Source organism: Kitasatospora sp. MAP12-44 (genome assembly GCF_029892095.1).
Taxonomy (GTDB): domain Bacteria; phylum Actinomycetota; class Actinomycetes; order Streptomycetales; family Streptomycetaceae; genus Kitasatospora.
In genome coordinates, this window is sequence record NZ_JARZAE010000004.1 from 5910615 (window position 1) to 5925385 (window position 14771).

The 14771-nt window shown below is 75.1% G+C and carries 11 protein-coding genes; 7 read left to right on the forward strand and 4 right to left on the reverse strand.

What is annotated here, in order from left to right:
* Positions 1-88: 88 nt before the first annotated feature.
* The 6 genes from P3T34_RS27165 to P3T34_RS27190 all read left to right on the forward strand — a co-directional run bounded on the left by P3T34_RS27165 (position 89) and on the right by P3T34_RS27190 (position 7767).
* Positions 89-385, forward strand: coding sequence for a DUF503 domain-containing protein (locus P3T34_RS27165; protein WP_035794051.1), 297 nt, complete (start codon positions 89-91; stop codon positions 383-385).
* A 153-nt stretch (positions 386-538) separates the two neighbouring features.
* Positions 539-985 (forward strand): 30S ribosome-binding factor RbfA, encoded by a 447-nt coding sequence (rbfA, locus tag P3T34_RS27170; protein ID WP_280668656.1) that lies wholly within the window; start codon positions 539-541, stop codon positions 983-985.
* Entirely contained in the window at positions 985-2070 is a 1086-nt protein-coding gene (locus P3T34_RS27175; RefSeq protein WP_280668657.1) for a bifunctional oligoribonuclease/PAP phosphatase NrnA, read from the forward strand. The genes rbfA and P3T34_RS27175 overlap by 1 nt, the downstream gene beginning before the upstream one ends.
* Before the next feature lie 39 nt (positions 2071-2109).
* Positions 2110-3015, forward strand: coding sequence for a tRNA pseudouridine(55) synthase TruB (gene truB / locus P3T34_RS27180; RefSeq protein ID WP_280668658.1), 906 nt, complete (start codon positions 2110-2112; stop codon positions 3013-3015).
* 170 nt (positions 3016-3185) lie between these two features.
* Positions 3186-6758 (forward strand): serine protease, encoded by a 3573-nt coding sequence (locus P3T34_RS27185; protein ID WP_280668659.1) that lies wholly within the window; start codon positions 3186-3188, stop codon positions 6756-6758.
* 64 nt (positions 6759-6822) lie between these two features.
* The gene (locus tag P3T34_RS27190) at positions 6823-7767 is read left to right on the forward strand and encodes a bifunctional riboflavin kinase/FAD synthetase (RefSeq protein WP_280668660.1); all 945 of its coding nucleotides are present in this window, start codon (positions 6823-6825) and stop codon (positions 7765-7767) included.
* Between the two features lie 63 nt (positions 7768-7830).
* On the opposite strand, the gene P3T34_RS27195 is transcribed toward P3T34_RS27190, so the two are convergent.
* The 4 genes from P3T34_RS27195 to eccE all read right to left on the reverse strand — a co-directional run bounded on the left by P3T34_RS27195 (position 7831) and on the right by eccE (position 12970).
* A complete protein-coding gene (locus P3T34_RS27195) occupies positions 7831-9969 on the reverse strand; it encodes a MinD/ParA family protein (RefSeq protein ID WP_348534694.1) in 2139 nt (712 codons plus the stop codon).
* Between the two features lie 142 nt (positions 9970-10111).
* Positions 10112-10843 (reverse strand): hypothetical protein, encoded by a 732-nt coding sequence (locus tag P3T34_RS27200; RefSeq protein WP_280668661.1) that lies wholly within the window; start codon positions 10841-10843, stop codon positions 10112-10114.
* A 16-nt stretch (positions 10844-10859) separates the two neighbouring features.
* On the reverse strand, positions 10860-11627 hold the full coding sequence (locus P3T34_RS27205; RefSeq protein ID WP_280668662.1) for a hypothetical protein: 768 nt from the start codon (positions 11625-11627) through the stop codon (positions 10860-10862).
* Positions 11627-12970, reverse strand: coding sequence for a type VII secretion protein EccE (gene eccE, locus P3T34_RS27210; protein ID WP_280668663.1), 1344 nt, complete (start codon positions 12968-12970; stop codon positions 11627-11629). Before eccE ends, P3T34_RS27205 begins: the two co-directional genes overlap by 1 nt.
* 181 nt (positions 12971-13151) lie before the next feature.
* Between eccE and eccB the strand changes: the two genes are divergently transcribed.
* On the forward strand, positions 13152-14720 hold the full coding sequence (gene eccB, locus P3T34_RS27215; protein ID WP_280668664.1) for a type VII secretion protein EccB: 1569 nt from the start codon (positions 13152-13154) through the stop codon (positions 14718-14720).
* Positions 14721-14771: the final 51 nt, after the last annotated feature.

Below are 14771 nucleotides of genomic sequence, written 5' to 3' on the forward strand. Positions count from 1 at the left end.
CCCGGTCTCGCTGTGTAGGGTCCTCGGACATCAGCCCCTTTTCGCGGGGCGCCCTCCGAGGCCCTCAGGTCGGCGAGACCTGTCACCTATGTTCGTAGGAACACTCACCTTCGATCTGCTCCTGGGCGATGTCCATTCGCTCAAGGAGAAGCGTTCGATCGTGCGGCCCATCGTGGCCGAGCTGCAGCGCAAGTACAGCGTGTGCGCAGCGGAAGTCGGGAACCAGGATCTGCACCGCAGGGCCGAGATCGGTCTGGCGGTGGTGTCCGGCGATGCCGGGTATGTCACCGAGATCCTGGACAGCTGTGAGCGGTTGGTCGCCGGCCGCCCCGAGGTGCAGCTGCTCTCCGCGAGGAGGCGCTACCACGGCGATGACGATGAATGAGAGCGCGTGCGACGGCCGGCGGAAGTCGCCACCGTCACACCGACGAGGACCGAGAGCGCTCACAAGGCTGGGCGCGGGCCGGTATTTTGGGGCGTGGGCCCCGACGGGTGAGCAATCGACCCGGATACCGAGTCCACAGCACGAGGAGGCAACGTGACCGACAAGGCAAGGGCGCGCAAGCTCGCCGACCGCATCCAGGTGATCGTCGCCCAGACGTTGGAGCGGCGGGTCAAGGACCCGCGACTGGGCTTCGTGACCATCACCGACACCAAGGTCACCGGCGATCTGCGGGACGCCACCGTCTTCTACACCGTCTTCGGTGACGACACCGAGCGCCAGGCGACCGCACAGGCGCTGGAGAGCGCCAAGGGGGTGCTGCGCTCCGAGGTCGGCAAGCAGACCGGGGTGCGCTTCACCCCGACGCTGACCTTCATCGCGGACGCGCTGCCGGAGAACGTCCGGCAGATCGACGATCTGCTGGACCAGGTCCGGCTCTCCGACGCGGCGGTGCGCACCGCCGCCGCGGGCGCCACGTACGCGGGCGACGCCGATCCGTACAAGGCTCCGGCGTCCGACCGCGACGCGGATGAGGACGAGTAGTGACAGCGGTTGAGCCGGCGGCAGCCGGTTCGGCGAGGGCGTTCTCCACCAGCACGGTGGAGGACGCCCTCGCGGTGCTTCCGGGCCAGCGCGCGCAGTCGTCGGACCGTTTCGAGCAGGAGTGGCGCTGGCTGATCGCGGCCATCGGGCGCACCCCCTCGATCGATCTGATCTGCCACATCAACCCGGACGGCGACGCACTCGGCTCGGCGCTGGCCGCCGGGATCGCGCTGCGCTCACTCGGGCACACCGTCCGGGTCTCCTTCGGTGACGATCCGCAGATCATCCCCGAGTCGCTCTCCTTCCTGCCGGGTCAGGAGCTGATCGTGCCGGCCTCCGCCGTGCCCGACCGCCCCGAGCTGGCGATCTGCTTCGACGTCGCCTCCGAGGGCCGGCTCGGGCTGCTGCACGGCAAGGTGTTCGCGGCGGACGCGATGATGCTGATCGACCACCACGCCTCCAACCCGGGCTTCGGCCGGCACCGGATCATCGATCCGAGCGCGCCGGCCACCGCCGTGCTGGTCGACGAGCTGCTGCGCCGGCTGGGCGTCCCGCTCGACCAGGACCTGGCCGCCTGCCTCTACACCGGCATCGCCACCGACACCGGTTCGTTCAAGTACGCCGCCACCACCCCCGCGACCCACGAGCTGGCCGGCCGGCTGCTGGCCACTGGGATCCGGCACGACCTGATCTCCCGCCAGCTCTGGGACACCTGCTCGTTCGGCTACCTCAAGGTGCTCGCCGCCGCGCTGGACCGCGCGGTGTACGAGCCGGAGTCGATCGGTGGGCGGGGTCTGGTGTGGACCTGGGTGCCGTACCAGGACCTGGCGCTCTTCGGCGTCACGGTCGAGGAGATCGAGGGCCTGATCGACATCCTGCGCCGCCCGGCCGAGGCCGAGGTCGCCCTGGTGCTCAAGCAGGACCCGGACGGCACCCTGCGCGGCTCCTGCCGCTCCAAGGGCGCGGTCGACGTGGCCGCCGCCTGCGCCGAGCTGGGCGGTGGCGGGCATGTGCACGCCGCCGGGTTCTCGGCCCGCGAGGCCGTACCGGCCGTGCTGGCCCGGTTCCGCGCCGCGCTCGGCTGACCCATTTCCGTTTTCGATGAGTTTCAGAGAAATGAACTGATGAAGCGCAAAGGCACTGGCCCCGACGGCCTGGTCATCGTCGACAAGCCGGAGGGCATCACCTCGCACGGGGTGGTGGCCAAGATGCGGTGGCTGGCCGGGACCAGGAAGGTCGGCCACGCCGGGACGCTGGACCCGATGGCCACCGGCGTCCTGATCATCGGCGTCGAGCGGGCCACCCGGCTGCTCGGGCACCTGATGCTCACCGCCAAGACGTACGAGGCCACCATCCGGCTCGGCCAGACCACCGTGACCGACGACCGGGAGGGTGAGGTCACCGCCTCGGCCCCGGCGCAGGCGGTGACCCGGGAGGCGATCGACGCCGGGATCGGGCTGCTGACCGGCGAGATCATGCAGGTGCCGTCGAAGGTCAGCGCCATCAAGATCGACGGCAAGCGCTCGTACACCCGGGTGCGCGAGGGCGAGGAGTTCGAGATCCCGGCCCGGCCGACCACGGTGTACTCGTTCACCGTGCACGCCCAGCGCGCGGCGGTGGCCGAGGACGGCACGCCGGTGATCGACCTGGACGTCACCGTGGAGTGCTCGTCCGGCACCTACATCCGGGCGCTGGCCCGGGACCTGGGGGCCGGCCTCGGCGTCGGCGGGCACCTGACGGCGCTGCGCCGCACCCGGGTGGGCCCGTACGGCGTGGAGTCGGCGCGCACCCTGGAGCAGCTGGAGGAGAAGTTCGAGGTGCTGCCGATCGGCGAGGCCGCCACGGCTGCCTTCCCGCGCTGGGAGATCGGCGCGGACGAGGCCCGGCTGCTCTCCACCGGGGTGCGGCTGCCGGCGCCCGGGCTCGGGGTGGACGGCCCGATCGCGGTCTTCGGGCCGGACGGCACCTTCCTCGCGCTGGTGGAGGAGAAGGACGGCAAGGCGGTGCCGGTCGCGGTGTTCGTCGGATAAGAGTCCGTATGAACCCGCGAAACTCACCCGGACGGGCGAGCGCGCGAGGCGAACGCCGGTGGTGAAGGGTGCGCTCGGGGTCGCTCGGCCCGTAGCGCGGGCAGGCTCCCCGCGGCGAGCACGGCAGCGCTGAGCGGCCCGGCCGTAGCCCGCCGGGGAGGGCAGCGCGCATGGCGGGCAGTGAGCAGCGGCATGCTCCGGCCGGGTTCCGGGCCGACCGGGCACTGCTGAGAATCCGCGACCTGGACGGGCGTCCGCTCGGCTTCGGCTTCCTGGCCGATCTGTGCGGGACGGTGCTGACCGGGTACGAGGTGGTGGCGGGGCAGCCCGGTGTGCTCCTGGAGAGCGCGGCGGGCGAGAGCCGCCGGCTCGGGCCGGAGGAGCTGACCGAGCTGCCGGAGTGCGGTCTCGCCCTGCTGGCCGCCGGGGAGCTCGACGGCGTGCCGCTCACCATCGGCCCGCCCGCCATCGACCCGCTCACCCTTGGCCCGCAGGAGAGCGGCCGACCGGTGCTGCTGGTGCAGCCGGAGGGGGAGCCGGCACAGCTGCCGGGCAGCCTGGCGGGCATCGGCACGGCGCTGGCGACCGGTCCGGGGGCATCGCGGCTGATGGCGGGGGTGCTGCTGCTCGAGCTGCCCACCGCCGGCGCGCGGCAGGCCGGACTGCCGGTGCTGGACGCGCAGAGCGGTGCCGTGCTCGGACTGCTGGCCCCGGGCCTGCGAGGCGTGCCGCCCGGGGTGCTGGCGGCCGTACCCGCCCGGCCGGCCGACCCCGCGCAGGCCACCGGGCCGCTCGGCGCGCTGCTGGCCCGCAACGCGCTCGCCGCCCCCGGCTACGGACCGGCCCTGAACCTCGGCGGGGTGCTGGAACTGGCCGCCCGCCAGCTGGCCGAGGCGAGCGCCGGTCCGAGCCGGATCGTCGAGCTGGCCGCCGACCGGGTGGACCGGCCCGACGGCCTTGCGGGCGAGGAGCCGGCGCTGCCCGTCACCGTCCTGGTCGGCGAGCCCGGCAGCGGGCGCAGCTCGGAGCTGGCGGCGCTGGCCGTGCGCCGGTCCGGCGGGGCCCGGCCGCTGCCCACCCTCTGGCTGCGCGGGGCGGAGCTGCGGGCCGGTGACCGCACCCCGGCGCAGGCGCTGGACCGCGCACTCGCCCGGGTCGGCGCGGCGGGCGCGGCGGGCGAGCCGGCCCGGGTGCACGCGCAGGTGCAGGAGCTGGCCCGGGTCGCCGCGGCGGCGGGGCGGCCGCTGCTGGTCGTGCTGGACGGGCCGGAGGAGGCCGCGAGCGCGCTGGACGCGACCTGGCACCGGGAGACCGTGCAGTGGCTGCGGGACACCGGCGCGCGGCTGCTGATGGCCTGCCGCCCGGAGAGCTGGGAGTGCTACGCGGGCGGCGTCGAGCCCGAGGCCGTCCAGCTCTACCGGCTCGGTCCGCTGCGCGCCGAGGCCGCCGAACGGGCCGCCGAGCGGTACGGCGTGCCGTGCCCGGCGGGGGAGGCGGACCCGTTGGCGCTGCGGCTGGCCGGGCAGCTGCGCGAGGCGGGGGTCGAGCAGCCGGCCGCGAGCCGCGCGGAGCTGTACGCGGCGGGCCTGGACCTGTGCTGCCTGCGGATCGCCCAGCGGATCGCGGACGGTCCGGGCGATCCGGCGCAGCTGCGGCGGGCGGCCGCGCACCGTCGGGGTGCCCCGCTGCCGTCCGCCCGGTCGAGCGCCGGGCAGGTACGGCGGCTGGCGGCGGCGGTGGCGGGCCGGGTGCACGAGGCGGCCCGGCGGATGCTCGGGCCCGGGCAGGGCGGGCTCGGGCCGACGGCCTTCGCGGAGCTCTTCCCGCCGGCGGCCGGGTGGGCGCAGGCGGTGCTCGCGGAGGGGCTCTTCGTGGTCGCCGGGGACGGCTACCGGCTGGCGCACGAGGAGTTGGCGGACTGGCTGCAGGGGCTGCATCTGGACCTGGACGCGGCGCTGCGGCTGCTGCTGGCCGAGGACGGCTCGCGGCCGGCAGCGCCGGTGGTGCCGCGCCACCGGGTCGGCGCGGTCGCGCTGGCGCTGCGGACGCTGGGCGAGAGCCGCGGGGCGTCCGGTCTTGAGCCCTGGCTGCGGCGGCTGTGGCGGGTGCTGGACGTCGCGAGCGCCGCGCAGGAGGGGGACGTCGGCGGGAGCGACCCGCAGTGGTGGGCGGCCCGGTTGCTGGCGGGTGGGCTGCGGACCAGCCCCGACCCGGCGGCCCATCGCGAGCTGCTGGCCGAGCTCGCGGAGCGGGTCGCCGAACAGGCCGCCGAGATGGGCGGCTTCGCCCGGCTGCGGGACGGCCGCCCTGGCGGGCTCGGCCGGTTCGGGCCGGCCTTCTGGGCCGCGCTGCCGCTCGATCCGGCCGACCGGGTGGGGTTGTTGCGCGTCCTGGTCCGGGCGGACGGTCCGGAGCAGGGCTTCCTCGCCCTGGCTGCCGAGCAGTTGAGGGCCGAGCCGCAGGCGGCGCTGCCGCTGTTCTGCCGCTGGTTCGCCGACGGCCGGGGGCTGGCCGCCCGCTCCGGCGCGAGCGTCGCGGACCTCGCGCAGGAGCTGCTCTACGCCCACCGGGCGCTGGACGTCGACGAGTTGACGGAGCAGCTGGTCGCCGCGGCGGACCCGCGGGCGGACGCGCTGCTCAGCGTGCTGGCCGTCGAGGAGCCGTCCGCGCTCTGCCGGGCGGTCGACCGCTGGAGTCACGACCCGCGCCCCGAGCGGCATGTGGCCGCCGCCGTGCACGCGGTGCGGGCCGCGCCCTACGCGAGCGGCGCGGGGGTGGCGCTGCTGCGCCACGCGGCCCTCGCCCTGCTGGCCAGGGAGGACGAACCGGGGCTGCACGGCGCGGCGCTGGCGCTGCTGGTGCGCGACCCGGGGACCCGTTCCAGGCACCTGCCCGCCGCGCTGGCGGCATACCGCGCGGACGACCCGTTCGTCACGGCGCAGGTGCTGGCCCCGGCGCTGGAGAGCGACCAGGAGGCGGTGCTGGCGGCCTTCGAGGCGCGGCTGGCGGCACCCGGCGGCGGGGCGGCGCAGGTGCTGCGGGTCCTCGCGGAGGCGGACCCGGCGGCCGGACAGGGCGACGGGCCGGCCGGGCTGCCGGATCCGCGCACCAGGCTGGCCGGCCGGCTGCTGCGCGAGCGACCCGAGCGGGCCGAGCTGGTCGCGGAGTACCTGGGCCACCGGCTGGCGCGCGGCACCGCCGTCCAGGGCGATCTGACCGCGCTGCTCGGCCCGCGGCCGGCCGATCGCCCGTCCGCCGTCCGCCGGGCCTTCGTGCTGGTGCTGGCGGCCCCGGCGCAGGACGCGCTGCGGCGCGGGTTCCTGGACCGGCTGCTCGCCACCGAGCAGGATCCGGCGGTGCTGGAACCCGTCCTGGAGCGGCTGGCGCTGGCCGGCGCCGCGCACGGACCCGAGCGGGCTCGCGCGGTGGTGCGCCGGATCGCCGACGCCTGGGAGCGGGCCGGGAGCCCGGCCGGCGCCGACCGGCTGGACGCCGCACTGGTGCGCTGCGCGGGCCGGACGGCCGGTTTCGCCCTGCTGCTGGCCGAGTGGCCGGCCGAAGCGCTGCCCCCGGCCGGCGGCCCGCTGCTGGCCCGGATGCGTGAGCTGGTGGCGCAGGGGCGGGACCCGCAGTACGCCGCCGCGCGGGCCGAACGGGACCCCGTACGGCGCAGCGCCGCACCGGCCTCGCTCGCAGCGGGTGTTCCGGTGCCGGAGCGCGGACCGGCGCATGGCACGCTATAGGGGTTGGAGTTCAAGCGTTTGAGCACCTGGCAGAGGTGTTCGGAGCGGAAAAGGAGCGGTCAGGGTGCAGCGCTGGCGTGGCCTGGAGGAGATTCCCGGCGACTGGGGACGCAGCGTCGTCACCATCGGTTCCTTCGACGGAGTGCACCTGGGACACCAACTGATCATCAGTCGCGCGGTCGAGCGGGCCCGTGAACTCGGCGCCAGGACCGTGCTGGTGACCTTCGACCCGCACCCCAGCGAGGTGGTCCGCCCCGGCAGCCACCCGCCGCTGCTGGCCCCGCAGCCGCGCCGGGCCGAGCTGGTGGCGACGCTGGGTGTGGACGCGGTGCTGGTGCTGCCGTTCACGCTGGAGTTCTCCCAGGAGTCGCCGCAGCAGTTCGTCCAGCAGGCGCTGGTGGACGCGCTGCACGCGCGGCTGGTGATCGAGGGTCCCAACTTCCGGTTCGGCCACAAGGCGGCCGGCGATGTCGCGCTGCTGGCCGAGCTGGGCCGGGCGGCCGACTTCGAGGTCGAGGTGGTCGATCTGCAGATCCGCGGCGAGGTGGCCGGCGGCGAGCCGTTCTCGTCCAGCCTGGCCCGCCGGCTGGTGGCGGCGGGCGATGTGCGCGGCGCGGCCGAGGTGCTGGGCCGTCCGCACCAGGTCGAGGGGATCGTGGTGCGCGGCGCGCAGCGCGGGCGCGAACTCGGCTTCCCGACGGCCAACGTGGACACCGTGCCGCACAGCGCGATCCCGGCCGACGGCGTGTACGCGGGCTGGCTGACCGCGGACGGCGAGCGGATGCCCGCGGCGATCTCGGTCGGCACCAACCCGACCTTCGACGGCACCAGCCGCACGGTCGAGGCCTACGCCATCGACCGGGTGGGTCTGGATCTCTACGGGATGCACGTCTCGGTGGACTTCCTCGCCTACCTGCGCGGGATGGAGAAGTTCGACTCGATCGACGCGCTGCTCGAACGGATGGCGGTCGACGTCAAGCAGGCCAAGGAGCTCACCGCGGCCGGCTGAGACCGACCGGCCGAGTACGCGCAGGGGCCCGCCCGGGCGAACCGGGCGGGCCCTCGCGCGTACTCACTGCTGCTGCGGAGCCTGTTGGTGCGGAGGTTGCGGCTGGTGCTGCTGCGGGTAGCCGTAGCCCGCGGGCGGCGGGCCGGGCTGCTCGGGGCGCTGCTGGGCCGGGGGCTGGGCCCAGTCCTGCGGCGGTGCGGGCTGCGGGTAGCCGTAGCCGGGGGGCGGCGGCTGCTGCCCGTACGGCGGCGGGGGCGGCGGGGCCTGGCCCGGCTGCGGGGCCCAGGGCTGGCCGCCCTGCGGGGGCTGCTGGTAGGCCCACGGTTGTTGCTGCTGTTGCTGCTGCGGGGGCTGTTGCTGCGGGGGTTGCGGCTGGTGCTGCTGCTGCCAGCCGGCGTTGGCCGCCGCGGCGTGCTGCGCGCGGGCGATGTCCTCGCCGACCAGGGTGGCCAGTTCGAAGTACGCCTCGCGGACCTTGGGTCGCATCATGTCGAGGTTGACCTCGGCGCCGGCCGACAGGCTCTCGTCGAACGGCACCACGATGACGCCGCGGCAGCGGGTCTCGAAGTGCGCGACGATGTCCTCGATCCGGATCATCTTGCTGGTCTCGCGGACTCCGGAGACCACCGTGATGCTGCGCTGCACCAGGTCCGCGTAGCCGTGCGCGGAGAGCCAGTCGAGCGTGGTGCTGGCGCTGCTGGCGCCGTCCACGCTCGGGGTGGCGACGATGATCAGCTGATCGGCCAGGTCCAGCACCCCGCGCATCGCGCTGTAGAGCAGGCCGGTGCCCGAGTCGGTCAGGATGATCGGGTACTGGCGGCCCAGCACGTCGATGACCTGGCGGTAGTCCGAGTCGTTGAAGGTGGTGGAGACCGCCGGGTCGACGTCGTTCGCCAGGATCTCCAGGCCGGAGTTGAGGTCCTGCGAGGTGAACTGCCGGATGTCCATGTAGCTGCGCAGGTGCGGGATGGCCGTCACCAGGTCGCGGATGGTCGCGCCGGTCTGCCGCTTGACGCGGCGTCCGAGCGTGCCGGCGTCCGGGTTGGCGTCGATCGCGATCACCTTGTCCTGGCGCTCGCTGGCCAGCGTGGCGCCGAGCGCCGTGGTGGTCGTGGTCTTGCCGACGCCGCCCTTGAGGCTGATCACCGCGATCCGGTAGCAGCTCATCACCGGGGTGCGGATGATCTCCAGGCGCCGCTCGCGCTCGGCCTGCGCGGCCTTGCCACCGAACTTCAGGCGCGGGCCCTGGCGTTGCTGCTTCGGCGGGTTGCGCAGCAGGCGGTCGGAGGAGAGCTCGACGGCGGCGGTGTAGCCGAGCGGGGCGCCGTGCGCGGTCGGCTGCTGCCGGCCCGGTCCGCCGGGCTGCTGGAAGGCGGCCGGGGCCTGCGGGACGCCCTGCTGGTGCGGGTAGCCGGGCGGCGGGCCGGGCTGCTGGGTGCCCGGCTGCGGCCAGCCGCCCTGCCGGGGGTCGACGGGGTGCGGCTGTGACTGTGGCTGTGACTGCGGCGGCTGCTGCTGTGCCGGGATCGGGCTGACTGGGCCGACCGGACCGACCGGGCCCGGCGCGGGCTGCTGGGCCCACGGCGCGCCGGGGCCGGGCTGCGGCGCCTGCGGCTGCTGGGGCGGCTGGGGCTGCTGAGCCGTCGTCATGGCCGGCGCAGGGGCCGGGGCCGGTGCAGGGGCCGGCGGCTGGTACTGCTGCTGCGGCGGCACGGGCGCGTACGGCGCGTAGGGCTGCGGCGGGAGTTGCTGCGGCGGCAGCTGCTGGGGCGGGACCTGCTGCGGCGGCTGCTCGGTCCCGGGCCAGGGCGAGCCGCCGGTCGGGCCCAGGGCCGGCGGCTGGTACGGCTGGTGCTGCTGCGGGGCCGCCGCCGGTACCGGTGCGGGGGCAGGCGCGGGGGCGGGCTCGGCCGGCGCCACCGCGACCGGAGGCGGCGTGAGCACAGGCGGCGTCACCACAGGCGCCGCGTCCTGCTGCGGTGCCGGCTGAGGCGGCATCGGCTGAGGGGGCGCGTCCTGCGGCGGCGTGAGCTCCTGAGCCACCGGCGCCGGGGGCGCGAACGCCGCCGCGGGCGCCTCGGCCTGCGCTGGTTCGCCCTGGGTGTACCAGGCCGGAGGAGTGTAGTCGGGGGCGTCGGACCAGTCGTCGTCGTCCTCTGCCGCGGAGTCGCCGACGTAGACGCCGTCCCGATCGCTGCTCAACTTGGGCTCCCTCGTGTTCGCCGCCGCGGTCGCGGTGCCGTACAAGACTAGGACTTGACGCAAGGCCCACTGAAGGCGGAGGGCCCGATCCGCCGGTCGCCCGGCCGGGCCCCACCGCCCCCGCTTCCCCCGCAGCCGCCGGTCAGGGCGCCACGTACATGCTGTCACGCAGCGTGGCGGTGTCCGCGGCCAGCTGCGACAGGTCGTCCGGGGTCGGGCCGCCGGGGTTCAGACTGATCAGCGTGACGGTGCCGACCGAGCTGCGGTTGGCCCAGGTGCACCAGCCGACCGAGCTGGTGGCGCTGATCGAGACCGGCGCGCAGCGGATCGGCACGTCGCCGGAGTTCTTGCCCTTGGCGGCGTACTCCTTCATCGGGCCGAGCTGGGTGGCGCCGGCCAGCTTGATGTTGGCGACCGCCTCGTCCATCCGCTGGGCCGGGTCCGCGACGTTGCCGTACCCGGCGAAGATCTGGTAGCCGGGCGGGGTGTTCCTGGTGCCGTCCGGGCTGTACGTGGCGTCCAGCCGGACCAGCCCGAGCAGCTGCTTGTTGCGCCCGGTCGCCTGGGTCTCGGCGTCCGTGCCGGGCCGGTCCTCGGGGGCCGCCGGCACCGACTTCAGCAGCTGGCCGCGCAGCGTGACGGTGGGCGGCGGGACCAGCCGGTGCATCGCCACCGGTGGGTTGACCTGCGTCTTGATGCTGGGCCAGGCGAGCACCGTGATCAGGCCGAGCGCCAGCGCGCTGATCGGGATCGAGAGCCTGACCACCCGCCAGTTGACGGGCCCGAGCAGGCGGGCCGACGGTGCGGCGGGCTCCTGCGGGTACGGCGCGGGCGCGGTCCAGGACGGGCCGGGGTTCTGCTGGTAGTTGCTCATTGTCGCCTCCCGGCGGTTAGTCCATCCGCCGCGGGCCGCCGAGCAGCTGGCCTTCGGCGGTACCGGGTTCGAGCCGGATGAATTGCCTGCGGATTCGGGTGGCCCAGAGGGTGAAGTCGTCCCCGAGGGTGGGCAGTGCGGCGATCTCCTGGACGCCGAGCGAGAGGACCCGGCCGATCAGCTCGGCCTCCGGCGGCGCGACCCGCTGCACGCCGACCAGGTCGGCGGCGTTCAGCACCCGGGTCGCGTTGGGGCCCAGGTGCGGGAGCAGCGTCAGGGTGCTCTGCCAGGGGCCGGCCGAGAGCCGGCTGCGCGGCGGCTTGGCGCCCAGGTCGCGCACCACCAGGACCGGCGCGGAGACCGAGGCACCCTGCGGACCGAGCCGGCCGAACGGATGGACCGTCATGCACGGCTGCCCGCCGCCCGCGGCCTGCGCCAGGGGCGCCCAGAACTGCGGCCGGGCGGTCTCCACCGCGATCCGGGCACCGGTCGCGGCCGCCCGCAGGGCGATGAGCTGCGCCGTCCACACCCCGCCGACCAGCACCACGTCGTAGGCGGTGGGCCGGAACAGGCCCAGCACGGCGGGCCGGCGCTGCTGGTCCTCGCCGATCAGCACCCCGTCGTCGCCGACCGGGAAGGAGAGCGCGCCGAGTTGGTCGGCGGTGAGGACGTGCTGCTCCCGGCGCGGCCCGCGCAGTCCGAAGCCGGCCCGGATCCGGGTGATGGCGCGGATTCTGGCGGTGGGGTCCTGCGGGGGGTGGGCGGGGCGGGTCTGGTAGGCCATCAGGAGGTCCCTCCCAGCGGCAGGGTGGCGAGCATGCCGGGCGCCTGCTCCAGATCCAGCCGGACCAGGCCCAGGCCGGTGTTCTGGGTGCGCTGCTCCAGCAGCCGGCCGACCTCGCCGGCCTCGCTCTCGCTGCGGCCGACCACCCGGACGTGCCCGGTGATCGCCACCGAGCCGCCGGTGCCGGGGCGGGCGGTCAGGCTGAAGGTGCTGGCCAGCGCGGCCGTGCCGGTGACCAGGTTGATCAGGTCCGGGGCCGAGACCCGGCCCGGAGCGCCGTCCGGGCGGCTGAGCTGCGGCCACCGGGAGATCCAGTAGGTGGTGTGCCAGCGGTCGTCGATGCGCCAGAACCGGCCGCTCTCCTGGGTCCTGCGGGTGGTCCCGGCGCCCGAGCCGCTGCCCTGCCGGCCCGCGGTGGCCAGTGGGTTGGCGCAGGTGGCGACGGAGAGCGCGGCGATCAGCTCGCGCTCGTCCAGCACGGTGGCGGTGAAACCGGCGCCGCCCAGGCGCCCGGCCAGCTGGTCGGTCACCCGTTGCAGCGCCTTGCGCGCGCCCTGCTCGCCGCCGCCGCGGGCGGCCACCGCGGTGGCCGCGCGCTCCGGGTCGAGCTTGAGGGCGACCCAGCTGAGCCGCAGCCCGGGGGTGCCCGGCCCGTCCGCCAGCTGCTGGTAGGCACGGGTGGCCAGCGCCTGCTCGGGCAGGTGCGGCGCCGGCGCCGGCTGGGTGTGCTGGACCAGCTGGACGGACTCCAACGCGATGTCGTCCACCCGCAGCGCCGAGCAGAGCAGCTCCAGCGGCAGCGGACGGTCGGTGCGCGCGGGGCGCAGCGGCTGGTCCTTGGCCTGGACGAGCAGCAGCGAGGTCAGGAAGGTGCCGTCGCCGATCATGCCGGTCTCCCGGCGGATCGGGCGGCCGGCGCCGAGGTCGCTCTCGGTGGCGTGGGTGCAGGTGCGCAGCGCCGGTTCGAGCTCCAGCACGGGCGCCAGGCCCGGATCGGTGCCGGGCGGCGGGAGGTAGCCGAGGGCCTCCCGGCGGCGGGCCCGGCCGGCCGCGCGCACCCGCAGCGCCTCGGGCAGCGTGCGCCCGCGCAGCGGCACGACGGCGAGCACCAGCAGCAGGACGGCGGGCACCGCGAACACCGCGGCCACCATCTTGCCGATGGTCCAGCCGAGGGCGACCAGGGCCACGGCGACCTCGACCAGGACGAGTTGCTGCAGCCGCAGTCGGCTGCCGAGCAGTCCGGCGCGCGGGTGCACCCTGACGGTGACCGCCTCGGCGCCGGCGGCCGTTGCGGCGCCGCCCGGGTCGCCGCGCCTGCCGTGGCCCGTGCTGCGTCGCCTCACGGCGCTCTGGCTTGGCATCCCCCGTGCGACCCTCTCTGATCAGCTGTCACAGCCCGGCTGGCCGGGTGTCGAACGGTACCCGTACCGTACTCACCGTCTGCCGCATCGTAGAGGGTTGGCCCGGTGCCGGAGCTCTCCGGGTGGCAGACTCGCTGCGGCCGCAACAGGGGAGACGACGAGCATGGCATCACGCCGGGACGAGCTGAACGCGTACACCTTCGCGCGCAAGCGCACGGTGGGCGCCTTCCTGCAGCCGGGCGGCGGGGGCAATGACGAGGACGCCCCGCGACCGGTCCGCGCGGTGGTGCCGTCGCTGGTGCTGGCCGCGGTGATCGTGGCCGGCTTCGGCGTCTGGGGCATGATCAAACCCAGTGCCCCGCAGGGCTGGGACAGCGGCAGCAACGTCATCCTGGGCAAGGACTCGACGACCCGCTACGTCATCCTGCCGGGCAGTGACGGCAGCAAGGTGCTGCACCCGGTGCTGAACATGGCCTCGGCCAAGCTCGTCCTGCCGGTCGACTCCAAGGTGGTCTTCGTCGCCGACTCGGTGCTCGACAACTACCGCTCACACGGCCCGACCATCGGCATCCCGTACGCGCCCGACAAGCTGCCCAGCGCCGACGACGCGGGCCGCACCAAGAAGTGGTCGGTCTGCGACCGTCCGGGCGCCGACGACGCGCACCCCAACCAGGCGGTGTTCGTGGCGGCCGGCGCCGACGCCGACATGCTGGCCCGGCCGGACCGGGTGCTCTCCGGCGCCCAGTCGCTCTACGTCCAGGCGATCGACCAGAACGGCGTCGCCGGCACGCAGTACCTGATCGATCCGCAGGGCCGCAAGCACGTGGTCGGCACGCCCGGGATGAGCGCCGTCGACCTGACCGCGCTGCGCACCGCGCTCTTCGGCACCCAGGCCAAGCCCGAGCGGGTGACCGACCAGTGGCTGAAGACCCTGCTGGACGGCACCCCGATCGGCTTTCCCGAAGTCCCCGGGCTGACCCAGGCGAAGACCCCGTCGAGTGTCCAACTCTCCGACCCGGCCGAGCGGTTCGTCGGCCGACTGGTGACCTTCGGGGCGTCCGACTACGTGGTGGGCGCCGACCGGCTCTACCAAGTGTCGGCGTTCCAGGCCGAGTTGATGCGCCAGCGGCCGCTGCTGGAGAACACCTACGACGGCCAGGTCCCGAGCATCCACCCGATCACCCCGGCCGACAACGCCAGGTTCACCCAGCCGCAGGACACCAGCGGGCCGCTCGGCGTGATGCCGGACTGGCCGCAGACCAGGCCGCTGCCCTCGCCGGCCAACTCCGGCGACGCGCAGATCGCCCGCCCGGTGGTGTGCAGCACCTTCGACGGCATGAACGGCGCCGCCGTGCAGCGCAGCGTCTGGGCCGGCACCGACTTCCCCGCGCCGTTCACGACCGGTTCGGCCAGCGCCCATGTCAGCCCGGGCCACGGCCTGTTCTACCGGGCGATGGACAACGGCACGGGCTCGGGCAGCGACTACCTGATCACCGAGACCGGGCTGCGCTACTCCGTCCCCGCCACCAGCGAGGGCACCGCCGCCGGCGCGCCCGCCGCCCAGCCCACCGCGGACCCTTCGGCCGCCGCCCAGCCGCAGGTCAACGAGGCGCAGGCCAGGCTCGGTTACAAGGACACCACGCCCGCGCCGGTGCCCCGGGAGTGGTCGGACCTGGTGCCGGCCGGCCCGGCGCTCAACACCAACACCGCGACGCAGGCGCAGAATTCCTGACGAGCGCTCGGGCTTCCCGGTGTTGGGCCGGTCGTACCCGGCCACTACAGT

Coding starts and splice junctions, on each gene's coding strand:
- eccB (WP_280668664.1), top strand. CDS start 13,152: ATGGCATCACGCCGGGACGAGCTGAACGCGTACACCTTCGCGCGCAAG.
- P3T34_RS27205 (WP_280668662.1), bottom strand. CDS start 11,627: ATGGCCTACCAGACCCGCCCCGCCCACCCCCCGCAGGACCCCACCGCC.
- P3T34_RS27165 (WP_035794051.1), top strand. CDS start 89: ATGTTCGTAGGAACACTCACCTTCGATCTGCTCCTGGGCGATGTCCAT.
- P3T34_RS27200 (WP_280668661.1), bottom strand. CDS start 10,843: ATGAGCAACTACCAGCAGAACCCCGGCCCGTCCTGGACCGCGCCCGCG.
- P3T34_RS27185 (WP_280668659.1), top strand. CDS start 3,186: ATGGCGGGCAGTGAGCAGCGGCATGCTCCGGCCGGGTTCCGGGCCGAC.
- truB (WP_280668658.1), top strand. CDS start 2,110: ATGAAGCGCAAAGGCACTGGCCCCGACGGCCTGGTCATCGTCGACAAG.